Origin of the sequence: Pseudothauera nasutitermitis (assembly GCF_004801295.1) — a bacterium.
Taxonomy (GTDB): domain Bacteria; phylum Pseudomonadota; class Gammaproteobacteria; order Burkholderiales; family Rhodocyclaceae; genus Pseudothauera; species Pseudothauera nasutitermitis.
This window is the reverse complement of record NZ_SSOC01000002.1, coordinates 603611-628012: the sequence shown is the minus strand read 5'-3', so window position 1 is coordinate 628012 and position 24402 is coordinate 603611. Positions and strand designations below refer to the sequence as shown.

Below are 24402 nucleotides of genomic sequence, written 5' to 3'. Positions count from 1 at the left end.
CACGGCCGGCCACGACGAACAAGGAATGCCATCTTGAACAACCAGCAACCCCTGCGCGTGGGCATCGGCGGCCCGGTCGGCTCCGGCAAGACCGCGCTGACCCTGGCGTTGTGCCTGGCGCTGCGCGACCAGTACAACATCGCCGTGGTCACCAACGACATCTACACGGCGGAAGACGCGCAGTTCCTCGTGCGCAACCAGGCGCTGGAGCCGGAACGCATCATCGGTGTGGAAACCGGCGGCTGCCCGCATACCGCGATCCGCGAGGATGCGTCGATCAACCTGGAGGCCGTCGACCGCCTCAACCGCCGCTTTCCGGGGCTGGACATCGTGTTCGTCGAATCCGGCGGCGACAACCTGGCGGCCACCTTCTCGCCGGAACTGTCGGACCTGACCCTCTACGTCATCGACGTCTCCGCTGGCGACAAGATCCCGCGCAAGGGCGGCCCCGGCATCACCCGCAGCGACCTGCTGGTGATCAACAAGATCGATCTTGCGCCGCTGGTGGGCGCCTCGCTGGAGGTCATGGACCGCGACGCGCGCAGGATGCGCGGCGAACGCCCGTTCATCTTCAGCAACCAGAAGACCGGGCAGGGCCTGCCCGAGATCATCGGCTTCATCGAGCGCCAGGGACTGCTGAAGCCCGTGGCGGCCTGAGACGCCGCGCGGCCGTCAGGGCTCGCGCGGCGTTTCCGTTTCCAGCCAGAACACCCATTGCCCGCAGGCATTGCGCGGCCCGCGCGGGCTGCCGTGCCACGGGCCCTCGATGCACGGCCCGGTGGGGCGCGGCACGTCGTCGGGGAGCAGGGTATTGCCCTCGGCGTCGGCCCGGCGCGGGCCGCCCCAGCGTCTGCAGGTCGAACAGCGGCGCAATTCGGCGAGCACGGCCGCCCGCTACACGCCGAAGTAGCGGCCCGGGCGGTGGTTGATGGCGATCACCATGTTGACCGCCACCGCGCCGAGCGCGGAGATCGCCACCAGCCAGGGCGAGAGCCAGATCAGCGCGACGGACAGGATCAGCGCGTCGGCCACCAGCTGCACCGTGCCCGCGTTCCAGCCGCGCGTGCGCTGCAGCCAGACCGCCAGCACGCCGACGCCGCCCAGGCTGGACTGGTGGCGGATCAGCATGAGCAGGCCGGCGCCGGCCAACTGGCCGCCCATCAGCGCGGCAAACACCGGGTGCATCCAGTCGAGGTGGATGAAGTGGGGCAACAGTTCGCTCAATACCGACAGCAGGGCCACCGCGAAGAAGGTCTTGATGGTGAAGGCCCAGCCCAGGGCGCGCACGGCGAACACGTAGAACGGCATGCTGACGAAGAAGTACAGCAGGCCGAAGTTCCAGCCGGTGGCGTAGTGCGCCAGCAGGGTGAGCCCGGCGGTGCCGCCGAACAGCAGCCCGGCCTGCTTGAAAAAGAGCACCGCCAGCGCGACGAACAGCGTGCCGGCCAGCAGGCCCTGGATGTCTTCGAACAGGGTGTGGCGGGGGGCGGCTGGATTGGGGGCGGACATTCGGGCGGACGGGATTGTGCGGGGCAGGGCGCCGATGATAACGCGGCGCCGTGCCCCCCGGAAAAGAGCGTGGGCAGGCGCTCAGTCCGCCGGCGGCGGAGGGCCGGCATCCACCATGCGCGACAGTTTCCACGCCATGAGGCCGAGCAGGCCCACGGCGAGCACCAGTACCGCCCACAGCATCCAGCGCCGCGCATCCAGCGGCTCGGCCAGCCGGCCGGCGCCGCCGGCCTCGGCGGGGGCGCCCAGCGTGGCCTCGGCGATCGGCAGGGCCTGCGCATCCTGCCGGCCGTAGCCGGGCACCAGGGTGTGGATGGGGTAGGCCCCGCCGGTGGCGCGGAAGCGGCCCCAGGCCAGGGTGAAGGGCGCCGTGCCGCGCGCGGCGAACACCAGGTGGTGCGCCACCCAGCCGACCTCCACTTCCGGCTGTCCGGCGCCCACGCCGCCGCCGCGCGCGTCGGTGCGCAGCATCAGTTCGGCACCGGGGCTCACGGCCAGATCGGGATTGCGCTTTTCGCCGCCGCCTTCGGCCAGCCGGTAGATGGAATGGCGGCCCAGCGAGCGCCACGGCGCGTCGGCATGTGCGCGGCCGAACAGCTCCACCTCGACCACGCTGTTGGGCTGCGGCAGGCCGATGCGCAGGCGGTCGGCGGGCAGGGCACGCGGCACGGTGAACAGGTATTCCTGCCGGCCGCCGGCCTCGCGCAGCGCGGGCCGGTCCAGCGCCAGCCAGTCGCGCGGCACGTCCCGCGCGGCGGGCGCAGGTTCCAGCCGCACGCGCGCGAACACGCGCTCGCGCACGCCGGCCGGTGGCGCGCCGGACCAAGTCAGGCGCAGGTAGCGCGCCTGGGTGGCCGGCCAGTCGATGCGCAGGCGCTGCAGCGCGTGTTCGTCGGTCTGCAACTGCACCAGCGGGGCGCTGGCCACCAGCGTGCGCCATTGCGCCAGATCGTTGCTGGCCTCCACCCGCATGCGGCCGGAGAACTGCCGGGAAGGTTCGCCGAGTTCCAGTTCCAGCGCCTGGAAGCGCTGGCCGAACTGGCTGGCGTCCACCAGCCAGGCGCCGGCCGGGCCGCGCGCGCGGCCCAGTTCCGGCCCCAGGCTGACCACTGCGCCGGCCTCGTTGGTTTCGATGCGCAGATTCAATGCGCGCCCGGCGTCGGCGGCGGTGCCCAGCGCGAACAGCGGTACTTCCAGCGGCGCGCCCGGCGTGCTGTGCGTGAGCGCGCGCGGCTCCACGGCGTGCGGCACCACCTCGCCATCGGCGTTGAACACGCGCAGGTCGGCCAGATCGGCATGGGTCAGGCCGCGATACACCGCCTCGGGCAGCTCGATGCGCTGGTACGGAGCCTGCGCGCTGGTGAGGATGGGGGCGGCATAGGCGTAATCATCGGGCCGCTCGGCGGGCGCGGCCAGCACTCCCGGGGCGCTCAGCGCGGCCAGCAGCGCGTACAGCCGGCGGGCGGACAACAGCATCATCAGGCTTTCTCCGGAATTCTCGGGGGTACGGGGGCGAACCAGCCGATCACCAGCATCAGCACGCCCACGCCGATGAAGGAGACGATGCGCTCGACGCCGCCGATGTTGGACAGATCCACCAGGAACAGTTTTACCACGACCACGCCCATCAGCGCGGCGCCGGCCAGCCAGGGCGTGCGCCATGCGCGGCGGGTGGCGAGCAGCATGACGCCCAGGGCGATCAGCGTCCAGAACAGCGACAGCGCGGCCTGCACCAGGCGGGAATCCAGCTGCGCGCCCAGATCCCAGGGCACGCCGGCGAAGTGGTGCAGGGCGCGCAGCAGCACGCCGTTGGCCAGTGCGAAGGTGAGCAGCGCGAACAGCGCGGGCACGGCCGCCGGCCAGGAGGCGTTCGCGCCCAGTCCTGCGCGCCGTGCGCCGGCCAGCCACCACGCGGGCAGCAGCACAGCGGCGATCAGGCCGAGTTCCAGCGGATTGAGCAGCGGCAGGTAGGGCAGCGGATCGGCATGGCCGGCATGCGTCCAGTTGGCGAACTGGCTCCAGGCCAGCAGGAACACCGCCAAGGGCGCGCCGCCGCGCACCAGATAGGCGTGCCGCCATGGGCCGAACGGCCAGCGCGCGGTGCGCAGCGAGGCCAGTACGGCGATCAGCGCGCCCGGCACCAGCGCGGCGCCCAGCAGCGCCCAGGCCGAGGCGCCGCCAACCAGCGGGCCGATGCCGCGCGCGGCGGCCAGTCCGCCGACCAGTGCCAGTACCCATGCACCCAGCGCATGCAGCCAGGGCGCGATGCGCGGGTACGCGGCTTCGTGCAGGCGCAGGGCGAACAGATGCGCCCCCAGCGCGGCCGGCCAGGCCAGCCAGCCGAAGGCGGCCAGCGGATTGTCGATGGAAAAGGCGAGCAGGCCGAGCGCGCCCAGCGCCGTGGCCGGGCCGATCCACAGGCTGGCGCCGCCGCCCTGGGGCCAGGCTGCGCGCCGCGCCACGCCGGCCAGTGCGGCGGCGGAAGCGGCCAGGTAGAGGAGGAAGGCGTTGTTCGCTGCGAGTCCGTGCAGATGGTGGCCGGCCTGCAGCCAGCCGCCCGCCACCCACCAGCCCAGCCCCCAGACCAGCAGCACGCGCGCCGCGGCGCTTTCCTGCTCATCGAGGAGCGCGGCGTGGTGGTCCAGCCAGGCCGCGCTGAACAGGCCGGCCAGCGCGATCAGCGCGCAACCGAGGAACTGCGCGTCGAGCAGCGGCAGCGCCCCGGCTGCGGGCAGGTCGAGCAGGAAGGCCGCACCCGCACCCAGTTGCAGCAGAATCGCGAAGGCACGTGCCAGCACGCGCCGCTGGCGCACGCCGATCCACAGCACGGCGGCGGCTTCCAGCGCCCACGCGGCGGCCGTCCAGCGTCCGTCGAAAGCCAGCGGAATGGCCAGCGTGGCGAACACCACCCCCAGCGCGTAATAAGCCTCTACCAGCAGCCGCAGCGATTGCCCGGCGCGCCGCCACAGCAGGTGGGCGAGGCCCAGATACAGCGCGCCCAGCGCCACCGCGCTGAATGCCGCGCCGTACTCGAAACCGCCCGCCAGGCGCAATTGCAGGCCAAAGGCCACCAGCGGCGTGCCGAACACCAGCGTGGCATCCACATAGGCGCCCGCCTTGCCGTCCGCCTGTTCCGCGCGGCGGCGCAAGGCGTAGCCGATGGGCACGGCCAGGTACATCAGGAAGAACAGCAGCAGGAAGGGTTCCACGCTGGCGAACAGTTCCGGGCGGTAGTAGCGCGCCCCCCATAGCCCGCCGATGACGAAGGTGAACAGGAAGCCGAGCACGTTGAGTTCGCGCCAGGTGCGCCGCCAGGCCAGCGCCAGCACGCCCGCGTTGAGCAGGGCGTAATAGGAGAACAAAGCCACGTGGTTGCCGCTGCCGGTGGACGCCAGTATGGGCGCCAGGAAGCCGCCGCAGGTGCCCAGCACGGCCAGCGAACGGCCGTTCTGCGCCAGCGCGAGCAGCCCTGAGGAAGCGGCGACCACTACCAGCAGGGCAAACGCCGCCGCCGGCGGAATCAGCCCGTACAGCCGGAAGGCGGCGAACACGGTGAGATACAGCAACCCCACCGCGCCGCCCTGCAGGGCCAGCGCATAACCCGCGCGCTTCTCGCGTAGCCGCCAGCCCAGCACCAGCAGCACGACGGCGCCCAGCGCCACGCCGGTGAGGCGCAGCTCCACCGGCACCTGCACGTGCTCATAGGCATAGCGCAGCAGGAAGGCCACGCCGAAGAACAGGATGACGATGCCCACGCGCACCACGGTGTTGCCGCCGAACAGCCAGTCGCGCAGCCAGGCGGGCAGGGCGGGCGCAGGAAGCGGCGTCGGCGGTGGGTAATCGGATGGGGTTCCCGCGCCGGCCGTGTCCGGCTCGGGCGCGGCGCCCGTGTCCCGTGCCTGCCGAGGCAGATCGAGATCGAATTCCAGCGTTTCCGGCGTGGGCGAGGACGCCGGAGCGGCTGGCGGTGTCCGGGAAACATCCGGGAGCGGCACCGGTGGAGCGCTGTATTCGGTCTGGTTGCGCTCCAGGCGTTCCAGACGTGCTTCCAGACGTTCCAGAAGCTCGCGATCCGTGCCGCGTCGACCGATACGAGCGCCCACCAGGCCGCCGAGAAAGCCGATCAGGAACAGACCGGCGAGGATGCCGAGGACAAGTCCCGCCATGGCTCATCTTCCCATGTTGAATGGAATGCCGCGCCGGCCCGCGCCTTCACGCGAGCCGCCTGCGAGGTGGCGGAAGGATACTCCCGTCCGGCATGGGAAGGGCAGGAAGGCGGCGCCTGTTTGCATGCGCAGGTGTACTTGAAAGATGAAATTGAGCTAATGAAATTCATTCGTATATGACTTTGATGTAGGTCAACGGAATTCGTTTGAATCTACTTATCATCCGCTGGTTTGTTTCGGATTATTTGAAAGGCATTACGTGTTCTGCATGGGTATTCATGAAAGTGGATGCAGGTGGGCTTTGAGCGCCCAGGCGAGGGCGTCGCAATGGATGGGTGGGGCTACCCTGGCGGTCGGCCTGCTGCTCAGCGCCGCGGTTCAGGCGCAAGGCTTGACTCCCCTGGAGCAGAGGGATGCGCATGAATACAGCCTGCAGGAAGAACGCAGCCGTGCGTTGCGCGAGCAGCTGGAGTCGCGTCCCGATGTGCGCCTGCAGCCTCCTGGCGTGAGCGAATCGGCGAAGCTGCTGCCGGAGGGCGAAGCACCGTGCTTCGCCATCGAGCGGATCTCCCTGGCCGGCGAGTCCGCCCGGCATTTCGACTTCGCGCTGTCGAATCCCGCCAGCGCGCTGGATGATCCGCTGGGGCGCTGCCTCGGGGCGGAAGGCATCAATCTGGTCATGGAGCGCATCCAGAACGAGATCATCCGGCACGGCTACGTCACCACGCGGGTGCTGGCCGCGCCGCAGGACCTGTCCACCGGCGAACTGCAGCTCACGGTGATTCCCGGCAAGGTCCGGCAAATCCGCTTCGCGGCGGATTCGGAGCGGCGGGTGGCGCTGCGCAACGCGATACCGGTTGCGCCCGGCGACATCCTCAACCTGCGCGACATCGAACAGGGGCTGGAAAACCTCAAGCGCGCGCCGACGGCGGACGCCGACATCCGCATCGAACCCGCCGACGGCCCGGACGCCCGGCCGGGCGAGAGCGACGTGGTGATCGTCTACCGCCAGGGCTTTCCCTTCCGGCTGATGCTCAACGCCGATGACAGCGGTTCCGAATCCACCGGCAAATACCAGGGCAGCGTCACGCTGTCCGCGGACAACCTGTTCGCCCTGAACGACCTGCTCTACTACAGCCACAACCAGGATCTCGGCGGCGGCGAATCCGGCAAGCGCGGCTCGGACGGCTACGCCTTCCACTACTCGGTGCCCCATGGGCACTGGCTGTTCGCCCTCAGCGCGTCCGGGCACGATTTCCACCAGCACGTCGCGGGCATTGCCCAGTCGTATCAATACAGCGGATTCAGCAGGAATGCGGAAGTGCGCGTCACGCGTCTGGTGTACCGCAACGCCATCAACAAGACGCACCTCCATCTGCGCGGCTTCCTGCGCAAATCGTCCAACTTCATCGATGACACGGAAATCGAGGTCCAGCGCCGGCGCACCGCCGGCTGGGAAGTCGGCCTGAGCCAGAGCTGGTTCATCGGCCAGGCCATGCTCGACTACCAACTGGCCTACCGGCGCGGCACCGGCGCGTGGGGGGCGCTCAAGGCCCCGGAGGAATCGTCCCGGGAAGGCACCTCGCGCCTGGAAATGCTCACGGCCGAACTCGGCTTCGTCCAGCCGTTCGCGCTGGATGCGCCGTGGGGCCGGCAGGCGATGAGCTACCGCGCCCAGGTGCGCGCGCAGAAGAACTTCACGCCGCTCACTCCGCAGGACCGCTTCTCCATTGGCGGGCGTTTCACCGTGCGCGGCTTCGACGGGCAGTACGTACTGAGCGCGGACAACGGCTGGCTCATCCGCAACGACCTGACCGCCCAGCTGGGGGCCAGCGGGCAGGCGCTCTACCTGGGCCTGGACTACGGCGAAGTCGGCGGGCAATCCAGCCGATGGCTGCCGGGCAAGCGCCTGGCGGGTGCCGTGGTGGGCCTGCGCGGCGGCTATCGCGGTTTCGGCTACGACGTCTTCCTCGGCAAGCCCCTCAAGAAACCGCATGGTTTCCAGACGGACAGCACCACCTCCGGCTTCAACCTCCACTGGACATTCTGAACTTTCGCGCAACGAGGTTTACCCATGAACGCCAACCGTTTCCGCGTCATCTACAACCGGGCCCGCGCCATGAAGATGGTGGTGGGCGAGTCCGCTCGCAGCTGCGGCAGAGCGGTCTCCGACGCCTCGTCCCGCGGCGGCGCCGGCAAGGAGACCACGGCGGTGCTGCGGCCATTGGTTTTCAGGATGCTGATGGCGTCGGGCGCGGTGTTCTGGCTCACCCCGCTGCATGCCCAGATCGTTGCCGATCCGTCGGCCGCCGCGGCCCAGCGCCCCACCATCCTGGAAACCGCCAGTGGCGTGCCACAGATCAACATCCGCACCCCCAGCACCGCTGGCGTGTCGCGCAACACATACAGCCAGTTCGACGTCGATACGCGTGGCGCCATTCTCAACAACAGCCGTGGCAGCGTGAAGACCGACCTGGGCGGCTGGGTGCAGGGCAACCCCCATCTGACCGCCGGCACCGCCCGGGTCATTCTCAACGAGGTCAATAGCCAGCACCCGAGCTTCCTGCGCGGCCACGTGGAAGTCGCCGGCAGCAGCGCGCAGGTGGTCATCGCGAATCCGGCCGGCATCCAGTGCGACGGCTGCGGCTTCATCAACGCCAGCCGCAGCACGCTGACCACCGGCACACCGGTGATGAACGGCGGCAACCTGCTCGGCTATCGCGTGGGCGGGGGCAGCATCCGCTTCACCGGGGAGGGGATGAACGACACCGCCACGCCGTTCACCGAAGTGATCGCGCGCGCGGTCGAAGTGAACGCCGGCATCTGGGCCAATGCGCTGAATGTGACCACCGGCCTCAACCAGGTGGACATCGACTCGACCGGGGCGCAGACCGCGGTTGTCCCCGTGGAGGCCGGCGAGGATACGGCGCCCAAGGCGGCTTTCGCCATCGACGTCGCCGCACTCGGCGGCATGTACGCGGGCAAGATCCATCTGGTCGGCACCGAGGCCGGAGTCGGCGTGCGCAATGCCGGCAAACTCGGCGCGGCTGCGGGCGAAGTTGTCCTCAGCGCCAACGGCTGGCTCCTGAACACGGGCAGCATCCAGGCGCAGGGAGCCGTCACGGTGCACGCGCCGGATTACATCGACAACACCGGCGGCCTGATCCGTTCGGCCGACGCGCTCACGCTGACCACCGGACAACTCACCAACGCCGACACCCTGGGCGAGAACCAGGGCATCGAAGCCCGTACCCTCGATCTCACCGCCCAGAACATCGACAACCGCGACGGCAGTCTGCGCGCCGCAGGCAACCTCGATCTGCGCAGCGGCGGCACGCTCGACAACATCGGCGGCCTGATCACCGCTGGGCAGCATTTGTCGATCCACGACGACGCAGACACCAAGACGCTGGCGATCACCAGCGCCGGCGGCACGCTGGCGGCCGGCGGGACCCTCGGCATCGACGCCCACCGCCTGACCAGCGGCGACCTGCTCGCCACCGGCAACGTTTCCCTGCTGCTCAGCGGCGACTACACCAATACCGGCTGGGTCCAGAGCAACGGCGCCCTCACCCTGCGCAACGGCGGCGCGCTCACCAACCAGGGCTCCCTGCTCGCCGGCGGCACCTTCTTGCTCAAGGCTGACGGCATCGACAACACCGGCGGGCTGATCCGCTCGGCCGATACGCTTACGCTGACCACCGGGCAACTCACCAACGCCGACACCCTGGGCGAAAACCAGGGCATCGAAGCCCGCACGCTCGACCTTAGCGCCGAGGGCATCGACAACCGCGACGGCAGCCTGCGCGCCGCAGGCAATCTCGATCTGCGCAGCGGCGGCACGCTCGACAACACCGGCGGCCTGATCGCCGCCGGGCAGCACTTGTCGATCCACGACGATGCAGACACCAAGATGCTGGCGATCACCAGCACTGGCGGCACGCTGGCGGCCGGCGGGACCCTCGGCATCGACGCCCACCGCCTGACCAGCGGCGATCTGCTCGCCACCGGCAACGTCTCCCTGCTGCTCAGCGGCGACTACACCAACACCGGCTGGGTCCAGAGCAACGGCGCCCTCACTGTACGCGTCGGCGGCGCGCTCACCAACCAGGCCACCCTGCTGGCCGGCGGCACCTTCTTGCTCAAGGCTGACGGCATCGACAACACCGGCGGGCTGATCCGCTCGGCCGATACGCTTACGCTGACCACCGGGCAACTCACCAACGCCGATACCCTCGGCGAGGGGCAAGGCATCGAAGCCCGGGCACTCGACCTGGCCGCCCGCGACATCGACAACCACGACGGCGCCCTGCGCACTGAAACCACCCTGGACATCGCCAGCGGCGGCACCCTGGACAACACCGGCGGTCTGATCGCCGCCGGGCAAGATCTGTCGATCCACGACGACGCAGACACCAAGACGCTGGCGATCACCAGCGCCGGCGGCACGCTGGCGGCCGGCGGGGCCCTCGGCATCGACGCCCACCGCCTGACCAGCGGCGACCTGCTTGCCACCGGCAACGTTTCCCTGCTGCTCAGCGGCGACTACACCAATACCGGCTGGGTCCAGAGCAACGGCACTCTCACCTTGCGCACCGGCGGCGCGCTCACCAACCAGGCGACCCTGCTGGCCGGCGGCGCCTTCCAACTCGACGCCGCCGGCATCGACAATACCGGCGGCCTGATCCGTTCGGCCGGCACGCTCACCCTGACCACCGGGCAACTCACCAACGCCGATACCCTCGGCGAGGGGCAAGGCATCGAGGCCCATACGCTCGATATCGTCGCCCAGGACATCGACAACCGCGACGGCAGCCTGCGTGCCGAAACCGCCCTCGACCTTCGAAGCGCCGGCGGTACCTTGGACAGCACCGGCGGTCTGGTCAGCGCCGGGCACACCCTCCACATCCGCGACACCAACCCGGGCTCCGCCCCGGGCACTGGACTGCGCATCACCGGCACCGACGGCACCCTGGCCGCCGGCCACGCCCTGCGCATCGACGCCCACGAACTTATCAGCGGCGATCTGCTGAGCAGCGGCAGCCTCGACATTCAGCTCAGCGGCAACTACACCAACACCGGCTGGGTCCAGAGCAACGGCACCCTCACCCTGAGCACCGGCGGCACGCTCACCAACCAGGCCACCCTGCTGGCCGGTGGGACCTTCCAACTCGACGCCGCCGACATCGACAACACCGGCGGCCTGATCCGTTCGGCCGGCACGCTCACGCTGACCACCGGGCAACTCACCAACGCCGATACCCTGGGCGAGGGCCAAGGCATCGAGGCCCACACGCTCGATATCGTCGCCCAGGACATCGACAACCGCAGCGGCGCCCTGCGCACTGAAACCACCCTGGACATCGCCAGCGGCGGCACCCTGGACAACACCGGCGGCCTGATCGCCGCCGGGCAAGATCTGTCGATCCACGACGACGCAGACACCAAGATGCTGGCGATCACCAGCACCGGCGGCACGCTGGCGGCCGGCGGGACCCTCGGCATCGACGCCCACCGCCTGACCAGCGGTGATCTGCTCGCCACCGGCAACGTTTCCCTGCTGCTCAGCGGCGACTACACCAATACCGGCTGGGTCCAGAGCAACGGCGTCCTCACCCTGCACGCCACCGGCGCGCTCACCAACCAGGCCACCCTGCTGGCCGGCGGGGCCTTCCAACTCAACGCCGCCGACATCGACAACACCGGCGGCCTGATCCGTTCGGCCGGCACGCTCACGCTGACCACCGGGCAACTCACCAACGCCGATACCCTGGGCGAGGGCCAAGGCATCGAGGCCCACACGCTCGATATCGTCGCCCAGGACATCGACAACCGCAGCGGCGCCCTGCGCACTGAAACCACCCTGGACATCGCCAGCAGCGGCACACTGGACAACACCGGCGGTCTGATCGCCGCCGGGCAGCACTTGTCGATCCACGACGACGCAGACACCAAGACGCTGGCGATCACCAGCACCGGCGGCACGCTGGCGGCCGGCGGGACCCTCGGCATCGACGCCCACCGCCTGACCAGCGGCGACCTGCTCGCCACCGGCAACGTTTCCCTGCTGCTCAGCGGCGACTACACCAACACCGGCTGGGTCCAGAGCAACGGCGCCCTCACTCTGCGCCTCGGCGGCGCGCTCACCAACCAGGCGACCCTGCTGGCCGGCGGCGCCTTTCAACTCGACGCCGCTGGCATCGACAACACCGGCGGCCTGATCCGCTCGGCCGGCATGCTCACGCTGACCACCGGGCAACTCACCAACGCCGATACCCTGGGCGAGGGGCAAGGCATCGAAGCCCACACGCTCGATATCGTCGCCCAGGACATCGACAACCATGACGGCAGCCTGCGCGCCGCAAGCAACCTCGACCTGCGCAGCGGCGGCACGCTCGACAACGCCGGCGGGCTGATCAGCGCCGGGCACACCCTGCACATCCGCGACACCAACCCGACCAGCAGACTGAGCGTCACCAACACCGGCGGCACCCTGGCCGCCGGGCAGGCACTGCAGCTGAATGCCCATGAACTCGGCGGCGACGGCGACCTGCTCAGTGCCGGCAGCCTCGACATCCAGCTGGCCACCGACTACACCCACACCGGCTGGCTGCAGGCCAATGGCGCCGTCACCCTGCGCACCGGCGGCATGCTCACCAACCAGGCCACCCTGCTGGCCGGTGGCGCCTTCCAACTCGCAGCCGCCGACATCGACAACACCGGCGGCCTGATCCGTTCGGCCGGTACGCTCACCCTGACCACCGGGCAACTCACCAACGCCGATACCCTCGGCGAAGGGCAAGGCATCGAAGCCCGGGTACTCGACCTCAGCGCCGAAGGCATCGACAACCACGACGGCAGCCTGCGCGCCGCAGGCAACCTCGACCTGCGCAGCGGCGGCACGCTCGACAACACCGGCGGGCTGGTCAGCGCCGGGCACACCCTGCACATCCGCGACACCAACCCGATCAGCAGACTGGGCGTCACCAACACCGGCGGCACCCTGGCCGCCGGGCAGGCATTGCAGTTGAACGCCCATGCGCTCGGTGGCGACGGCGACCTGCTCAGTGCCGGCAGCCTCGACATCCAACTGGCCACCGACTACACCCACACCGGCTGGCTGCAGGCCAATGGCGCCGTTACCCTGCGCACCGGCGGCATGCTCACCAACCAGGCCACCCTGCTGGCCGGTGGGGCCTTCCAACTCGCAGCCGCCGACATCGACAATACCGGCGGCCTGATCCGTTCGGCCGGCACGCTCACGTTGACCACCGGGCAACTCACCAACGCCGATACCCTGGGCGAGGGCCAAGGCATCGAAGCCCACACGCTCGATATCGTCGCCCAGGACATCGACAACCACGACGGCAGCCTGCGCGCAGCAGGCAACCTCGACCTGCGCAGCGGCGGCGCGCTCGACAACGCCGGCGGGCTGGTCAGCGCCGGGCACACCCTGCACATCCGTGGTACGGCTGCGGACACCAGACTGCAGATTAGCAACACCGACGGCACCCTGGCCGCCGGGCAGGCATTGCAGCTGAACGCCCATGAACTCGGCGGCGACGGCGACCTGCTCAGTGCCGGCAGCCTCGACATCCAGCTGGCCACCGACTACACCCACACCGGCCGGCTGCAGGCCACCGGCGATGCCTCCCTACGCACTACCGGCACGCTCACCAACCAGGCCGATCTGCTCGCCGGCGCGGCGCTCCACCTGCAGGCGGCCGCACTGGACAATCTGGCCGATGGCAGCATCGTCGGCGGGCAGACCCACCTGCTCATCGGCGGCACGCTGAACAACCGCGGCCTCATCGACGGGCAGAACACCCTCATCGAAACCGCCGCCCTGCGCAACCTGGGCGCCGGCCGCATCTACGGCGACCATCTGGCCATCTCCGCGCCCGTGCTCGACAACCTGGGCGAAGGCGGCAGCGCTCCGGTCATCGCCGCGCGCGAGCGCCTGGACATCGGCACGCAGACGCTCGACAACGGCGAAGACGCGCTGATCTTCAGCATCGGCGACCTGTCCATCGGCGGCGCGCTCGACGCCGATCAGCACGCCAGCGGCACGGCCGAACTGCTCGTCAATACCGGCGCCACCATCGAAGCCCTGGGCCACCTGGACATCGCCGCGCAGCGCATCCGCAACCTCAATGCCGGGATCACCACCCATCAGGTCGTCCTCGGCACCACCCACTACGATCAATTCAGACCTGGTGGCACCAGCGTCATTTTCAACACTGCAGACTACCCCGGCGCGAGGATCGGCGACGTCCACATCAGCTACCGCAACGCTGGCCCCTACCGCTTCCGTGAATACTACCGCTACCAATACAGCGGCACGACCAGCGAAACCCAGGTGCTCGAATCGCGCCCCGGCAGCCTGCTCTCCGGCGGCAACCTCACCCTGACCGGCGACCTCCTCAACCACGATAGCCGCATCATCGCCGGCAGCCTGCTCGATATCACTGGCGCCACGCTGGAGAATCTCAACTCCGAAGGCACGCGCGTGACCACCTACCACAGCGGCACCGTCACCTACTACGATTACAACGGCAACTGGAAGTGCAGTACACCGACGACGGGCTGCTACTTCACACCCGTCCCTCGATCCTACCGGCCAGCCGCCACCGTGGAGACCTTCGCGCTGCCCATCGCCGAAGTAGCCCAATACACCCATGCCGCAGGCAGCGGTGCCACCCTGCCCGATACCGCTTTGCCAAGCCAGGATCTGCCCGACGTCTCCGTGGACACCACCCTGCCCGAACAGAACCTGCCGGGCACCGCCGTGGATACCACCCTGCCAGAGCAGAACCTGCCGGGCACTGCCGTGGATACCACCCTGCCCGAACAGAACCTGCCGGGCACCGCCGTGGACACCGCCCTACCCGAACAGAACCTGCCGGGCACCGCCGTGGACACCACCCTGCCCGAACAGAACCTGCCCGACGCCGCCGTGGACACCGCCCTGCGCGATCACGACCTGCCCACTCCCACCAGCGCGCCGGATGCCGTCTCCGCCCCGTCGGCGCCGGCCACCGGCGTGGCCACCCTGCCGGTCGAGCAGTTGCGCATCGACCTGAACGCGCTGTTCCAGGCCAACCCCGATCCGCAGGCGGGGCACTTCATCGAAACCGACCCGCGCTTCGCCAACCACGGCCAGTGGCTCTCCAGCGCCTACATGCTCGACGCGCTCGGGCTCGATCCGGCCATGACGCAAAAGCGCCTGGGCGACGGCTTCTACGAACAGCGCCTGGTGCGCGAACAGGTCGCCCAGCTCACCGGGCGGCGCTTTCTCGACGGCCACGCGGACGACGAAGCGCAGTACCAGGCGCTGATGAACGCGGGCGTGACGGTGGCCGGCGAACTGCAACTGGTGCCCGGGGTGGCCCTCTCGGCCGCACAGATCGCCCAGCTCACCAGCGACATCGTCTGGCTGGTCGAGCGCAGCGTCACGCTGCCCGACGGCAGCACCGTCCAGGCCCTGGTGCCGCAGGTCTATGTGCAGGTGCGCCCCGACGACCTGCAGCCGACCACCGGCCTGCTGGCCGGCAACGAAGTGCGCATCGAGCTCACCGGCGACCTCACCAACAGCGGCACCATCGCCGGGCGCAGCGTGCTCGCCATCGACGCGGACAACCTGCGCAACCTGGGCGGCCTGCTCTCCGCCGAGGCCGTGCGCATCGATGCCGTGGGCGACCTGACCAGCCTGGGCGGCAGCATCGTTGCCGTCGATCAGCTCATCGCCCGCGCCGGCGGCGACCTCACCCTGGAGAGCACCACGCAGAGCAGCGCCCATACCGTCGGCGCGAGCAGCTTCAGCCGCACCAACCTGGACCGCATCGCCGGCCTCTACGTCACCGGCGACAACGGCCTGCTGGTGGCCTCGGCCGGCCAGGACCTCAATCTGGCCGGCGCGCTCGTCCAGAACACCGGCGACCAAGGGCAGACCCTCCTGTCCGCTGGCCGCGACCTCACGCTCTCCACCGTCGCCACCGCCGAGTCCAACCGCAGCGTGCGCGACGCGCGCAACTTCGTCGCCGACGGCAGCAGCCTCGAAGTGGGCACCCGCATCGAAACCATCGGCGACCTCACCCTCATCGCCGGTCAGGACCTCAGCGCCCGCGCGGCCACCGTCAGCAGCGAGGCAGGCGCGCTCGAACTGTCCGCCGGGCGCGACCTCACGCTGGAGGCGGGGCGGGAAACCGACGAGTTCGAATCGGCCCGGCGCACCAAGCGCAGCGGCACCTTCAGCAGCACCACCAAGAGCGTGCGCTTCGACTTCGGATCGGACACCAGCGTGGGCAGCAGCCTGAGCGGGCAGAGCGTCGCGGTGAGTGCAGGGCGCGACCTCAGCGTGATCGCCAGCACCGTGGTCAGCGACCAGGGCACCGTGCTGTCCGCCGGGCGGGATCTGTCGATCGTTGCCGGCGAAGACCGCAGCCACCAATTCCAGGAGCGCAAGGTCAAGAAGAGCGGGCTGTCGGGCAGCGGCATGAGCGTGTCCATCGGCACGCAGAAGCTCAGCCAGAACACCGACACCACCTCCACCTACGCGGCGGCCAGCACGGTGGGCAGCGTGGAGGGCGAGGTCACCCTGGTGGCCGGGCGGCACTACACCCAGACCGGCAGCGACGTGCTCGCGCCGGCCGGGGACATCGACATCGCCGCGCAGACCGTGTTGATCGACGAAGCACGGGAAACCGGGCGCAGCGTGACGGAAACGAAATTCAAGCAAAGCGGCCTCACCCTCAGCCTGTCCAGCCCGGTGATCTCGGCCGTGCAGACCGCCCAGCAGATGAGCCGTGCGGCCAGCAACACCGACAGCAGCCGCATGAAGGCACTGGCTGCCGCCAGTACGGCGCTGTCGGCCAAGAACGCCTACGACGCCGTGCAGGCCGGGCAGGGCACGACCATCGCCGGCAAGGACGGGCAGATCGCCACCGAATTCAACGACAAGGGCGAGGCCATCGCCGGGCGCGACGCCAGCGCCGCCGAGAAGGCCGGCGGCATCAACCTGAGCATCAGTCTGGGATCGAGCAAGAGCAGCAGCCGCAGCGAACAGACCCATGACACGGCCGCAGGCTCCACGCTTGCCGCTGGCGGGGACATCACCATCACCGCCCGCGGCGCGGGAGAAGACAGCGACCTCACCATCCAGGGCAGCCAGGTCAGCGCCGGGGGCGACGTCCTCCTGGCCGCCGACGACGCCATCGAACTGCTGGCCGCGCGCAACACTGCCGAACTGCGCAGCAAGAACAAGTCGAGCAGCGCCAGCATCGGTTTCTCAATCGGCACCGGCGGCCTGGCCATCACCGCCGCCGCGAGCCAGGGCAAGGGCAAGGCCAGCGGCGACGACCTGGCCTGGACCCACACCCAGGTCCAGGCCGGCGACACCGTCCAACTCAGCAGCGGGGGCGACACCACCCTGGCCGGTGCGCGGGTCGAGGGCGAGCGGGTGATCGCCGAGGTGGGGGGCGATCTGCATGTGGAAAGCCTGCAGGACGTCAGCACCTACGACAGCAAGCAGAAGAACAGCGGTTTCAGCATCAGCATCCCGATCACCGGCGGCGTACCGAGCCTGGCTGGCATCGGCGGCAATATCAGCGCTGGCAAAAGCAAGGTGGAAAGCGACTACGCGAGCGTCACCGAGCGCAGCGGCATCGAAGCGGGCGACGGCGGCTTCCAGGTCACCGTCGGCGGCGACACCACCCTCATCGGCGCGGCCATCGCCAGCACCGACCAGGCGGTGGAAGAAGGCCGCAACACCTTCAGCACGGGTGGCGAACTGGTCCTGGTGGACCTGAAGAACCACGCCGAATACGAAGCCGAGGCCGTGAGCGTGAATATCGGCACGGGCATCAGTACCGACGGCAAGCTCAAGCCCCAGGGCACCAGCGCGGGCTACGGCGAGGACAGCGGCGAAGCGGAAAGCGTGACCACCGCCGGCATCAGCGGCATCGCCGGGGACACCTCGGTGCGCACGGGCGATGCGCCCACCGGCATCGCTCCGATCTTCGATGCGGACAAGGTGCAGAAGGAGATCGATGCGCAGGTGCAGATCACGCAGAGGTTCGGGCAGTTGGCCCCGAAGGCCGTTGGCACCTATGCGGCAAATCGGGAAAACGAACTCCGGCAACAAGCCAATCAGGCAGAAGGAGCAGAAAAGGAACGTCTGCTCAAAGAAGCAGATTCATGGGCCGAAGGCGGCACAGCGCGAGTTGCCCTGCATGCGCTGGTGGGCGGCCTGAGCGGAGGCATGGACGGTGCCGTGGGAGCAGGCAGTAGCGCAGCCCTGACGCCGGTGCTTGCCGAACACATCATTGAGTTGGATGTGCCCTTCGAACTCAAGATGCTGTTGATTCAGGGTATGGGTACGGCCATTGGCGGCGTAACGGGGGGCGCCGAAGGAGCTGCCGCCGGGCTGAATGAAACCGCGAACAACTATGTAAATATGCTTCAACGGGCGGGGCAGCTTGCCAGCCAAGCTGCACGCTTTGGAATAGATAAGCTCTCCGCAGCAGAAGCAGCGGCTTTGCAGAGTTGCGCGAACAGTCCTGCCTGCCGTCAGTTGATCAGCAGCATCGTTCCGGCAGGGGTCATGGGCTGGCTGATCGCGCAAAATACGCCCGAACCCGAGTCCCCGCTGGTCGCCCAGATTCCAGGCTACGGTGAGGGGTATGGGCCGCAGCCGGCAGAGCCGTTGATCAATGTGCCAGACGGATACGGGCCTATTGGCACGCCTCCGCTGGAGGACCCTGAACAACTGAAGGCATGGCTTGCAAATGCGCTGGACGGGTATCCAGCCGAACAGGCCGAGCAATGGGCTCGCGATCTGATTCACACCTTGCCGGCCGCTGCGCAGTTGCACTACAGTGATTTGATTTTGCAGGCAGCGCAGGATGCTGCAAGACTGAGAAATGGACATTTGGCAGGGAGCAGCCACCCAGTAACCGGTATTCCATTTGACAATAGAGGGTATCCAGATTTTTCTAATGTAGTTGTAACTGAAGTAAAAATCACTCAGACAGGAACGCGCGCAGGGGATAATCGAGCTGCGAATATTGCTGCTGGCTTAGAAAGTACGCCTGTAGGGTATACATGGCATCACCACCAAGATGGTGAAACTATGCAGCTTGTTCCTAGAGAGGTGCATGCCAAAACAGGACATACAGGCGGATTCAAAACATCCGATGGAGAATAAGTGCCATGCTCAAAAATAGCGGACCCTCCATTTCCATGGAGCAAATAAACGATCTAGAAAAAAAACTTGATTTTGGACTTCCGAAAGATTACAAAGAATTTATTCTTTGCCATAATGGAGGGGTTCCTCCGGCAGATAGAAATATCATAGATATTCCGAATTTCAATGAATCTCCGGTGGATGTGCAGGTTTTTTTTGGGATTAACCAGTCTATTAATAGCAGTAATATAGAGTGGAATTTAAAATTGATGAAAGAGAGGTTTCCTGATCGAAAATTAATTCCTATAGCGTGCGATTCTGGGGGAAATTTATTCTGCTTTCGTGCAATGGAAGATAAAACTCAAGGTATTGTCTACTGCGACTTGGAAGGCCATGAAGGAAAAGAATTTGTTGTTGCATCTAGTTTCATGGAGTTTCTCGAAATTATACGTCCGTGGACCGATATACCACAAACGCATACAAGGCATTAGCATTTGATGTGCTGGCGCAGGTGCGCCCCGACGACCTGCAGCCGACCACCGGCCTGCTGGCCGGCAACGAAGTGCGCATCGAGCTCACCGGCGACCTCACCAACAGCGGCACCATCACCGCCCGCGGCGCCGGGGCAGACAGCGATCTCACCATCCAGGGCAGCCAAGTCGGCGCCGGGGGCGACGTCCTCCTGGCCGCGGACGACGCCATCGAACTGCTGGCCGCGCGCAACACCGCCGAACTGCGCAGCAAGAACAAATCGAGCAGTGCCAGCATCGGTTTCTCGATCGGCACCGGGGGCCTGGCCATCACCGCCGCCGCGAGCCAGGGCAAGGGCAAGGCCAGCGGCGACGACCTGGCCTGGTCCAACACCTTGGTCCAGGCCGGCGACACCGTCCAACTCAGCAGCGGGGGCGACACCACCCTGGCCGGTGCGCGGGTCGAGGGCGAGCGGGTGATCGCCGAGGTGGGCGGCAACCTGCATGTGGAAAGCCTGCAGGACGTCAGCACCTACGACAGCAAGCAGAAGAACAGCGGCTTCAGCATCAGCATCCCGATCACCGGCGGCGTACCGAGCCTGGCTGGCATCGGCGGCAATATCAGCGCCGGCAAGAGCAAGGTGGAAAGCGACTACGCGAGCGTCACCGAGCGCAGCGGCATCGAGGCGGGCGACGGGGGCTTCCAGGTCACCGTCGGCGGCGACACCACCCTCATTGGCGGCGCCATCGCCAGCACCCAGCAAGCCGTTGATGATGGGAAGAACCACTTCCAGACTGGTGGCGAACTGGCCCTGGTAGACCTGAAGAACCACGCCGAATACGAAGCCGAAGCCGTGAGCGTGAATATCGGCACGGGCATCAGTACCGACGGCAAGCTCAAGCCCCAGGGCACCAGCGCGGGTTACGGCGAGGACAGCGGCGAAGCGGAAAGCGTGACCACCGCCGGCATCAGCGGCATCGCCGGGGACACCGATGTGCGCACGGGCGATGCGCCCACCGGCATCGCTCCGATCTTCGATGCGGACAAGGTGCAGAAGGAAATTGATGCGCAGGTGCAGATCACGCAAGTGTTCGGGCAGTTGGCCAGCAAGGCCATCGGCGACTATGCCGAAGCCCGGCTCAAGGAAGCCACGGCACTACGCGATCAAGCCGACCGGGAAACCGACCCTGCGCGCAGCGCGGAACTGCACGCCCGCGCCGATGAACTGGAAGACCAGTGGGGCAGCCAGGGCACGCTGCGGCTGGCCGCCCATACGGTGGTTGGCGGACTCACGGGTGGTATCGACGGCGCCCTGGGGGCGGCAGCGGGAACGCTCACTGCACCGGCGGTGGCTGATGCGCTGAACAAGGCGGGCATCGACGCGGACCTGAACACGGTCATCACGGCGATTGCCAGTACTGCCGCAGGCGCAGCCGTGGGGGGCACGGCCGGCGCTGGGGCAGCGCTCAACGAGGTGGCGAACAACTATCTCAAGCATTCAGAGATACTGGAAAAAGAGGCGCGCAAGAAGCAGGAATGCGCCAGTGGCGATAGTGCGTGCCGGCGGCAGATCGAAGAAGAGTACTCCCAACGTAGCCAAGAAAGGGATCGTGCCCATGAAAGCTGCGATACAGCGGAAGCCTGCCGCGCGGCCCGTTTGGAAATCGAACAGGACATGGCAGAACTTGCGGCGCGGGCGAGAGAGCTGGAACAGATTTACTTCGAAGAAAAGCGGAATTTGACTCCGGAGGAGCGTTATGAGGCGCTCAGCATCTCGCTCAATCTAACAGATGCGCTCAAGTCCTACGATCAGACATGGCGTAATTCGCGCGACGTCATTCCGTTCAGCGAATGGACCTCGGAGGAACATAGCAAGACCTTCAGTGATGCTGTGCTGGCGCTGGGCGGATTGAAAGCATCAGGGGCCGTTGGTAAAGTGACCAGCGGGAAAACGGGGGCGGAGAGCAGTGCAACAAGCAAGGGAGTATCCAATCTCACGAAGAATGGCACTCTACAAAATCTACGTCCTGGAGATGCAGTTTTTTCGCAACGCCCAGTTCGAACATTGGTGCAAGACGATAGTGGTCGTTACTGGCTTCAAAGCCCGTCAGGCAATCGAATTACTCCGTCAGGGGCTTATGATTTTGTTACGATGCCAAATGGAACGATTCGTGTGTCACGACCCAACTCGAATCCTGAGTTCTCGACTCACTTAGGGTTGAGTGGTGGTGCAGATGTTAGTTATGCGGGGTCAATTCGATTCAGTAACAATACTGGCCCAAATCGCGGCACGATCATCAATTGGACTAACAATTCTGGGCATTATGAGCCGCCGGCATCTTTGAAAAATAACGCCGGGCTGCCAGTTGATCTTTTCAATTCACATTGAGGTAGGGTATGGATAGCAAGCTGCAAGCAATCAGTCTTGGTTTGAGAGCAATGGAGTCAGATCAGGCAGCTTCATGGCTTATCGCTACATATCCATTAAGTAATCCTGAGTATGGGGATGTTTTCCAGTTGTTGAGAGTCAGATCATGGAAGCGGGTGGATCAAATTCGACTGGCGCGGTATTATCTTCAGAAAATACCGTTTGCCAGTGAAAAACCATACGAAGTATTTGCTTCTTTCATGTCGATCAAGTTGTTTATCTCTGTGCTTAAAGAGTTATTGCCGAAGCGAAGAGCTGATGTGGATTTGCTTGTCTACCATCTTCAGGCTGTTCTGGAAAAGGCTGCCCAAACATCCGATGACCGTGATGCAGTGAATGCGTTTCTTAATGAGTTGTTTTCTATGTCTAAATCATAGAAAAACACAAAAGGGAGGCAAAGGGGGCAGTGTGATTTCCTTCTCTGGGCCACAGAATAAATCTGCCTTCTTTGGCATTGGTGCCGGCGCCTTCTGCAAGAACCTGTTCGTCCCGGATGCAGTCTCCGCCCCGTCGGCGCCGGCCACCGGCGTGGCCACCCTGCCGGTGGAGCAGTTGCGCATCGAACTGAACGCGCTGTTCCAGGCCAACCCCGATCCGCAGGCGGGGCACTTCATCGAAACCGACCCGCGCTTCGCCAACGAAGCGCAATGGCTCTCCAGCGCCTACATGCTCGACGCGCTCGGGCTCGATCCGGCCATGACGCAAAAGCGCCTGGGCGACGGCTTCTACGAACAGCGCTTGGTGCGCGAACAGGTCGCCCAGCTCACCGGCCGGCGCTTTCTCGACGGCCACGCCGACGACGAAGCGCAGTACCAGGCGCTGATGAACGCGGGCGTGACCGTGGCCGGCGAGCTGCAGCTGGTGCCCGGCGTGGCCCTCTCGGCCGAGCAGATCGCCCAGCTCACCAGCGACATCGTCTGGCTGGTCGAGCGCAGCGTCACGCTGCCCGACGGCAGCACCGTCCAGGCCCTGGTGCCGCAGGTCTATGTGCAGGTGCGCCCCGACGACCTGCAGCCGACCACCGGCCTGCTGGCCGGCAACGAAGTGCGCATCGAGCTCACCGGCGACCTCACCAACAGCGGCACCATCGCCGGACGCAGCGTGCTCGCCATCGACGCGGACAACCTGCTCAACCTGGGCGGCACGTTCAGTCGCAGCGAACAGATCGTGGATGCAACTGCAGGCAGTGGTGATCGGACTGAGTGCCCTCTTTGCTCGCAGGTGCCCCAGCGTTGCCTTGTGTTGACTTGACGATTTGGTCATTATATTGATCATATAGATGTATTTTGGTTAAAATTTTGACCAAATGAGCGCTTCGGAAATCAGCCCCATCCTGGAACGACAGTTGTTGCTGCAACTGGGCGACCGCCTCAAGCGCCTGCGGAAGGCGCAGGGGGTTGGCACGGTCGAGATGGCCGCACGCGCCGGCATCACACGCAACACCCTGCGGGCAGTCGAAGCTGGCGATCCGGCGCCCGCTATCGGTACCTACCTGCGCGTAATGTCCGTCCTTGGCGTCAGTGGAGAGTTGGCCCTGCTGGCCGGAGATACCATTCAGCCGCCACCGGCCGATTCTGCCGCGGCGCGATCGCGGCGTGCGGCGCCGGTCGTGCAGGTGCGTGTTTCAGCGGATGACACGAGGCACCGGCTGCAAGACCTGCAAAGTCTGGCTCTCCACGAGGAGGCTGTGCGGCTGGCCAAGGCCGACCCGGCCTTGGTGCAACAGGCCCAGGACACCGTCAGGCGCTGGCTCGCCACCGGCGACCTGCGCTCTGCAAGCTTATGGCGCGAGTGGGAGAGCATCTTGGGGGCGGGTTCCTGGCGCAAAGCGCTCGGCCGCACCCGACATGCCCAGCAACTACGGCAGGCCTCGCCGCTCGTTACCATCCTTCCGGAAGAGGCGCGCCAGCACATCCTGCAGCAAGTGGGCGATCTCAAGAAAGGGATTGTGATCGGCGGCACGCCAAGCACGCCGCAGGACGGGGAAGAGTTCCAGAAAACCCCATGATGCGAGAAGAACTCGAACATATCATCCGAGCCAGCGGCGACATCACGGACCAGTGCGAATTCGTGATCGTCGGAAGCCAGTCGATGCTCGGCTCCGTGCCCAGCCCGGAAGCGGTGTTCACGGTGTCCATGGAGGCTGACATCTACCCGCTCCAGGCTCCCGAACTGGCCGACAGGATCGACGGCGCCATCGGAGAAGGCTCGCAGTTTCACCAGAGCTATGGCTACTACGCCCAGGGGGTGGGCCCGGATACCGCCACGTTGCCAAAGGACTGGATGCAACGCGTGCATCGGGTTCAAAACGGCAACACCAACGACCGGGTGGGCTATTGCCTGGGCGTGCTCGACCTCTTTCTCGCGAAGGCCGCGGCCGGACGCAGCAAGCCGCGAGTTCTGCATGGCGCTGTTTGAGCACGGCTACGTCACCCCAGCGCAGGTATTGGAGCTGGTGCCGGCCATGCCCGTAGACGACAAGGAGCAGCGAGCACTGCGCGCAACGATTCGCCGCTGGGCGAAGGCCGTGCGAGACGCCGGCCACAACGTCCCAGAGGCGTGAGCGGAGCAAGACTACGGAAGTTCGTTGCGGGTGGACTGATCTGTACAGCTTCGCAAACTGATGTGCCTCAGATAGGCTGAGA

At 66.6% G+C, this 24402-nt stretch carries 14 protein-coding genes; 10 read left to right on the top strand and 4 right to left on the bottom strand.

What is annotated here, in order from left to right:
- Positions 1 to 33: 33 nt before the first annotated feature.
- Positions 34 to 657, top strand: coding sequence for an urease accessory protein UreG (gene ureG / locus E6C76_RS06995; RefSeq protein ID WP_136347512.1), 624 nt, complete (start codon positions 34 to 36; stop codon positions 655 to 657).
- 15 nt (positions 658 to 672) lie between these two features.
- On the opposite strand, the gene E6C76_RS06990 is transcribed toward ureG, so the two are convergent.
- The 4 genes from E6C76_RS06990 to E6C76_RS06975 form a co-directional block, all read right to left on the bottom strand.
- A complete protein-coding gene (locus E6C76_RS06990) occupies positions 673 to 885 on the bottom strand; it encodes a hypothetical protein (RefSeq protein WP_136347511.1) in 213 nt (70 codons plus the stop codon).
- 9 nt (positions 886 to 894) lie between these two features.
- Positions 895 to 1509, bottom strand: coding sequence for a YitT family protein (locus tag E6C76_RS06985; protein ID WP_136347510.1), 615 nt, complete (start codon positions 1507 to 1509; stop codon positions 895 to 897).
- 81 nt (positions 1510 to 1590) lie between these two features.
- The gene (locus E6C76_RS06980) at positions 1591 to 2988 is read right to left on the bottom strand and encodes a DUF3999 domain-containing protein (protein WP_136347509.1); all 1398 of its coding nucleotides are present in this window, start codon (positions 2986 to 2988) and stop codon (positions 1591 to 1593) included.
- Positions 2988 to 5675: a DUF2339 domain-containing protein gene (locus E6C76_RS06975; RefSeq protein WP_136347508.1), complete on the bottom strand. Its 2688-nt coding sequence runs from the start codon at positions 5673 to 5675 to the stop codon at positions 2988 to 2990. Before E6C76_RS06975 ends, E6C76_RS06980 begins: the two co-directional genes overlap by 1 nt.
- Positions 5676 to 6006: 331 nt before the next feature.
- Here E6C76_RS06975 and E6C76_RS06970 point away from each other — a divergent pair, with 331 nt between their 5' ends.
- From E6C76_RS06970 to E6C76_RS22230, 9 genes are all read left to right on the top strand, one after another.
- Positions 6007 to 7725 (top strand): ShlB/FhaC/HecB family hemolysin secretion/activation protein, encoded by a 1719-nt coding sequence (locus E6C76_RS06970; protein WP_136347507.1) that lies wholly within the window; start codon positions 6007 to 6009, stop codon positions 7723 to 7725.
- Positions 7726 to 7749: 24 nt separating this feature from the next.
- A complete protein-coding gene (locus E6C76_RS06965; RefSeq protein ID WP_136347506.1) occupies positions 7750 to 18879 on the top strand; it encodes a hemagglutinin repeat-containing protein in 11130 nt (3709 codons plus the stop codon).
- 5 nt (positions 18880 to 18884) lie between these two features.
- Positions 18885 to 19349, top strand: a complete 465-nt coding sequence (locus E6C76_RS06960) for an SMI1/KNR4 family protein (protein WP_136347505.1) — start codon at positions 18885 to 18887, stop codon at positions 19347 to 19349.
- Positions 19313 to 21718, top strand: coding sequence for a hemagglutinin repeat-containing protein (locus tag E6C76_RS06955; RefSeq protein WP_211090136.1), 2406 nt, complete (start codon positions 19313 to 19315; stop codon positions 21716 to 21718). Before E6C76_RS06960 ends, E6C76_RS06955 begins: the two co-directional genes overlap by 37 nt.
- An 8-nt stretch (positions 21719 to 21726) precedes the next feature.
- Positions 21727 to 22134 carry a hypothetical protein gene (locus E6C76_RS06950; RefSeq protein ID WP_136347504.1) on the top strand — a complete coding sequence of 136 codons (408 nt, stop codon included), beginning with the start codon at positions 21727 to 21729 and terminating at the stop codon, positions 22132 to 22134.
- 151 nt (positions 22135 to 22285) lie between these two features.
- Positions 22286 to 23008, top strand: coding sequence for an S-layer family protein (locus tag E6C76_RS06945; protein ID WP_136347503.1), 723 nt, complete (start codon positions 22286 to 22288; stop codon positions 23006 to 23008).
- 55 nt (positions 23009 to 23063) lie between these two features.
- Positions 23064 to 23765 carry a helix-turn-helix transcriptional regulator gene (locus E6C76_RS06940; RefSeq protein WP_136347502.1) on the top strand — a complete coding sequence of 234 codons (702 nt, stop codon included), beginning with the start codon at positions 23064 to 23066 and terminating at the stop codon, positions 23763 to 23765.
- Positions 23762 to 24175: a DUF6036 family nucleotidyltransferase gene (locus E6C76_RS06935; protein ID WP_211090135.1), complete on the top strand. Its 414-nt coding sequence runs from the start codon at positions 23762 to 23764 to the stop codon at positions 24173 to 24175. The genes E6C76_RS06940 and E6C76_RS06935 overlap by 4 nt, the downstream gene beginning before the upstream one ends.
- Complete coding sequence (locus E6C76_RS22230) at positions 24162 to 24320, top strand: hypothetical protein (protein ID WP_211090134.1); 159 nt, start codon at positions 24162 to 24164, stop codon at positions 24318 to 24320. Before E6C76_RS06935 ends, E6C76_RS22230 begins: the two co-directional genes overlap by 14 nt.
- Positions 24321 to 24402: the final 82 nt, after the last annotated feature.

Bases quoted from the DNA above. Each gene is read 5' to 3' on its own strand.
- E6C76_RS06985 (WP_136347510.1), bottom strand. From the start codon at position 1,509: ATGTCCGCCCCCAATCCAGCCGCCCCCCGCCACACCCTGTTCGAAGAC.
- E6C76_RS06980 (WP_136347509.1), bottom strand. From the start codon at position 2,988: ATGATGCTGTTGTCCGCCCGCCGGCTGTACGCGCTGCTGGCCGCGCTG.
- E6C76_RS06975 (WP_136347508.1), bottom strand. From the start codon at position 5,675: ATGGCGGGACTTGTCCTCGGCATCCTCGCCGGTCTGTTCCTGATCGGC.
- E6C76_RS06970 (WP_136347507.1), top strand. From the start codon at position 6,007: ATGGGTGGGGCTACCCTGGCGGTCGGCCTGCTGCTCAGCGCCGCGGTT.
- E6C76_RS06965 (WP_136347506.1), top strand. From the start codon at position 7,750: ATGAACGCCAACCGTTTCCGCGTCATCTACAACCGGGCCCGCGCCATG.
- E6C76_RS06960 (WP_136347505.1), top strand. From the start codon at position 18,885: ATGCTCAAAAATAGCGGACCCTCCATTTCCATGGAGCAAATAAACGAT.
- E6C76_RS06950 (WP_136347504.1), top strand. From the start codon at position 21,727: ATGGATAGCAAGCTGCAAGCAATCAGTCTTGGTTTGAGAGCAATGGAG.
- E6C76_RS06940 (WP_136347502.1), top strand. From the start codon at position 23,064: ATGAGCGCTTCGGAAATCAGCCCCATCCTGGAACGACAGTTGTTGCTG.
- E6C76_RS06935 (WP_211090135.1), top strand. From the start codon at position 23,762: ATGATGCGAGAAGAACTCGAACATATCATCCGAGCCAGCGGCGACATC.
- E6C76_RS22230 (WP_211090134.1), top strand. From the start codon at position 24,162: ATGGCGCTGTTTGAGCACGGCTACGTCACCCCAGCGCAGGTATTGGAG.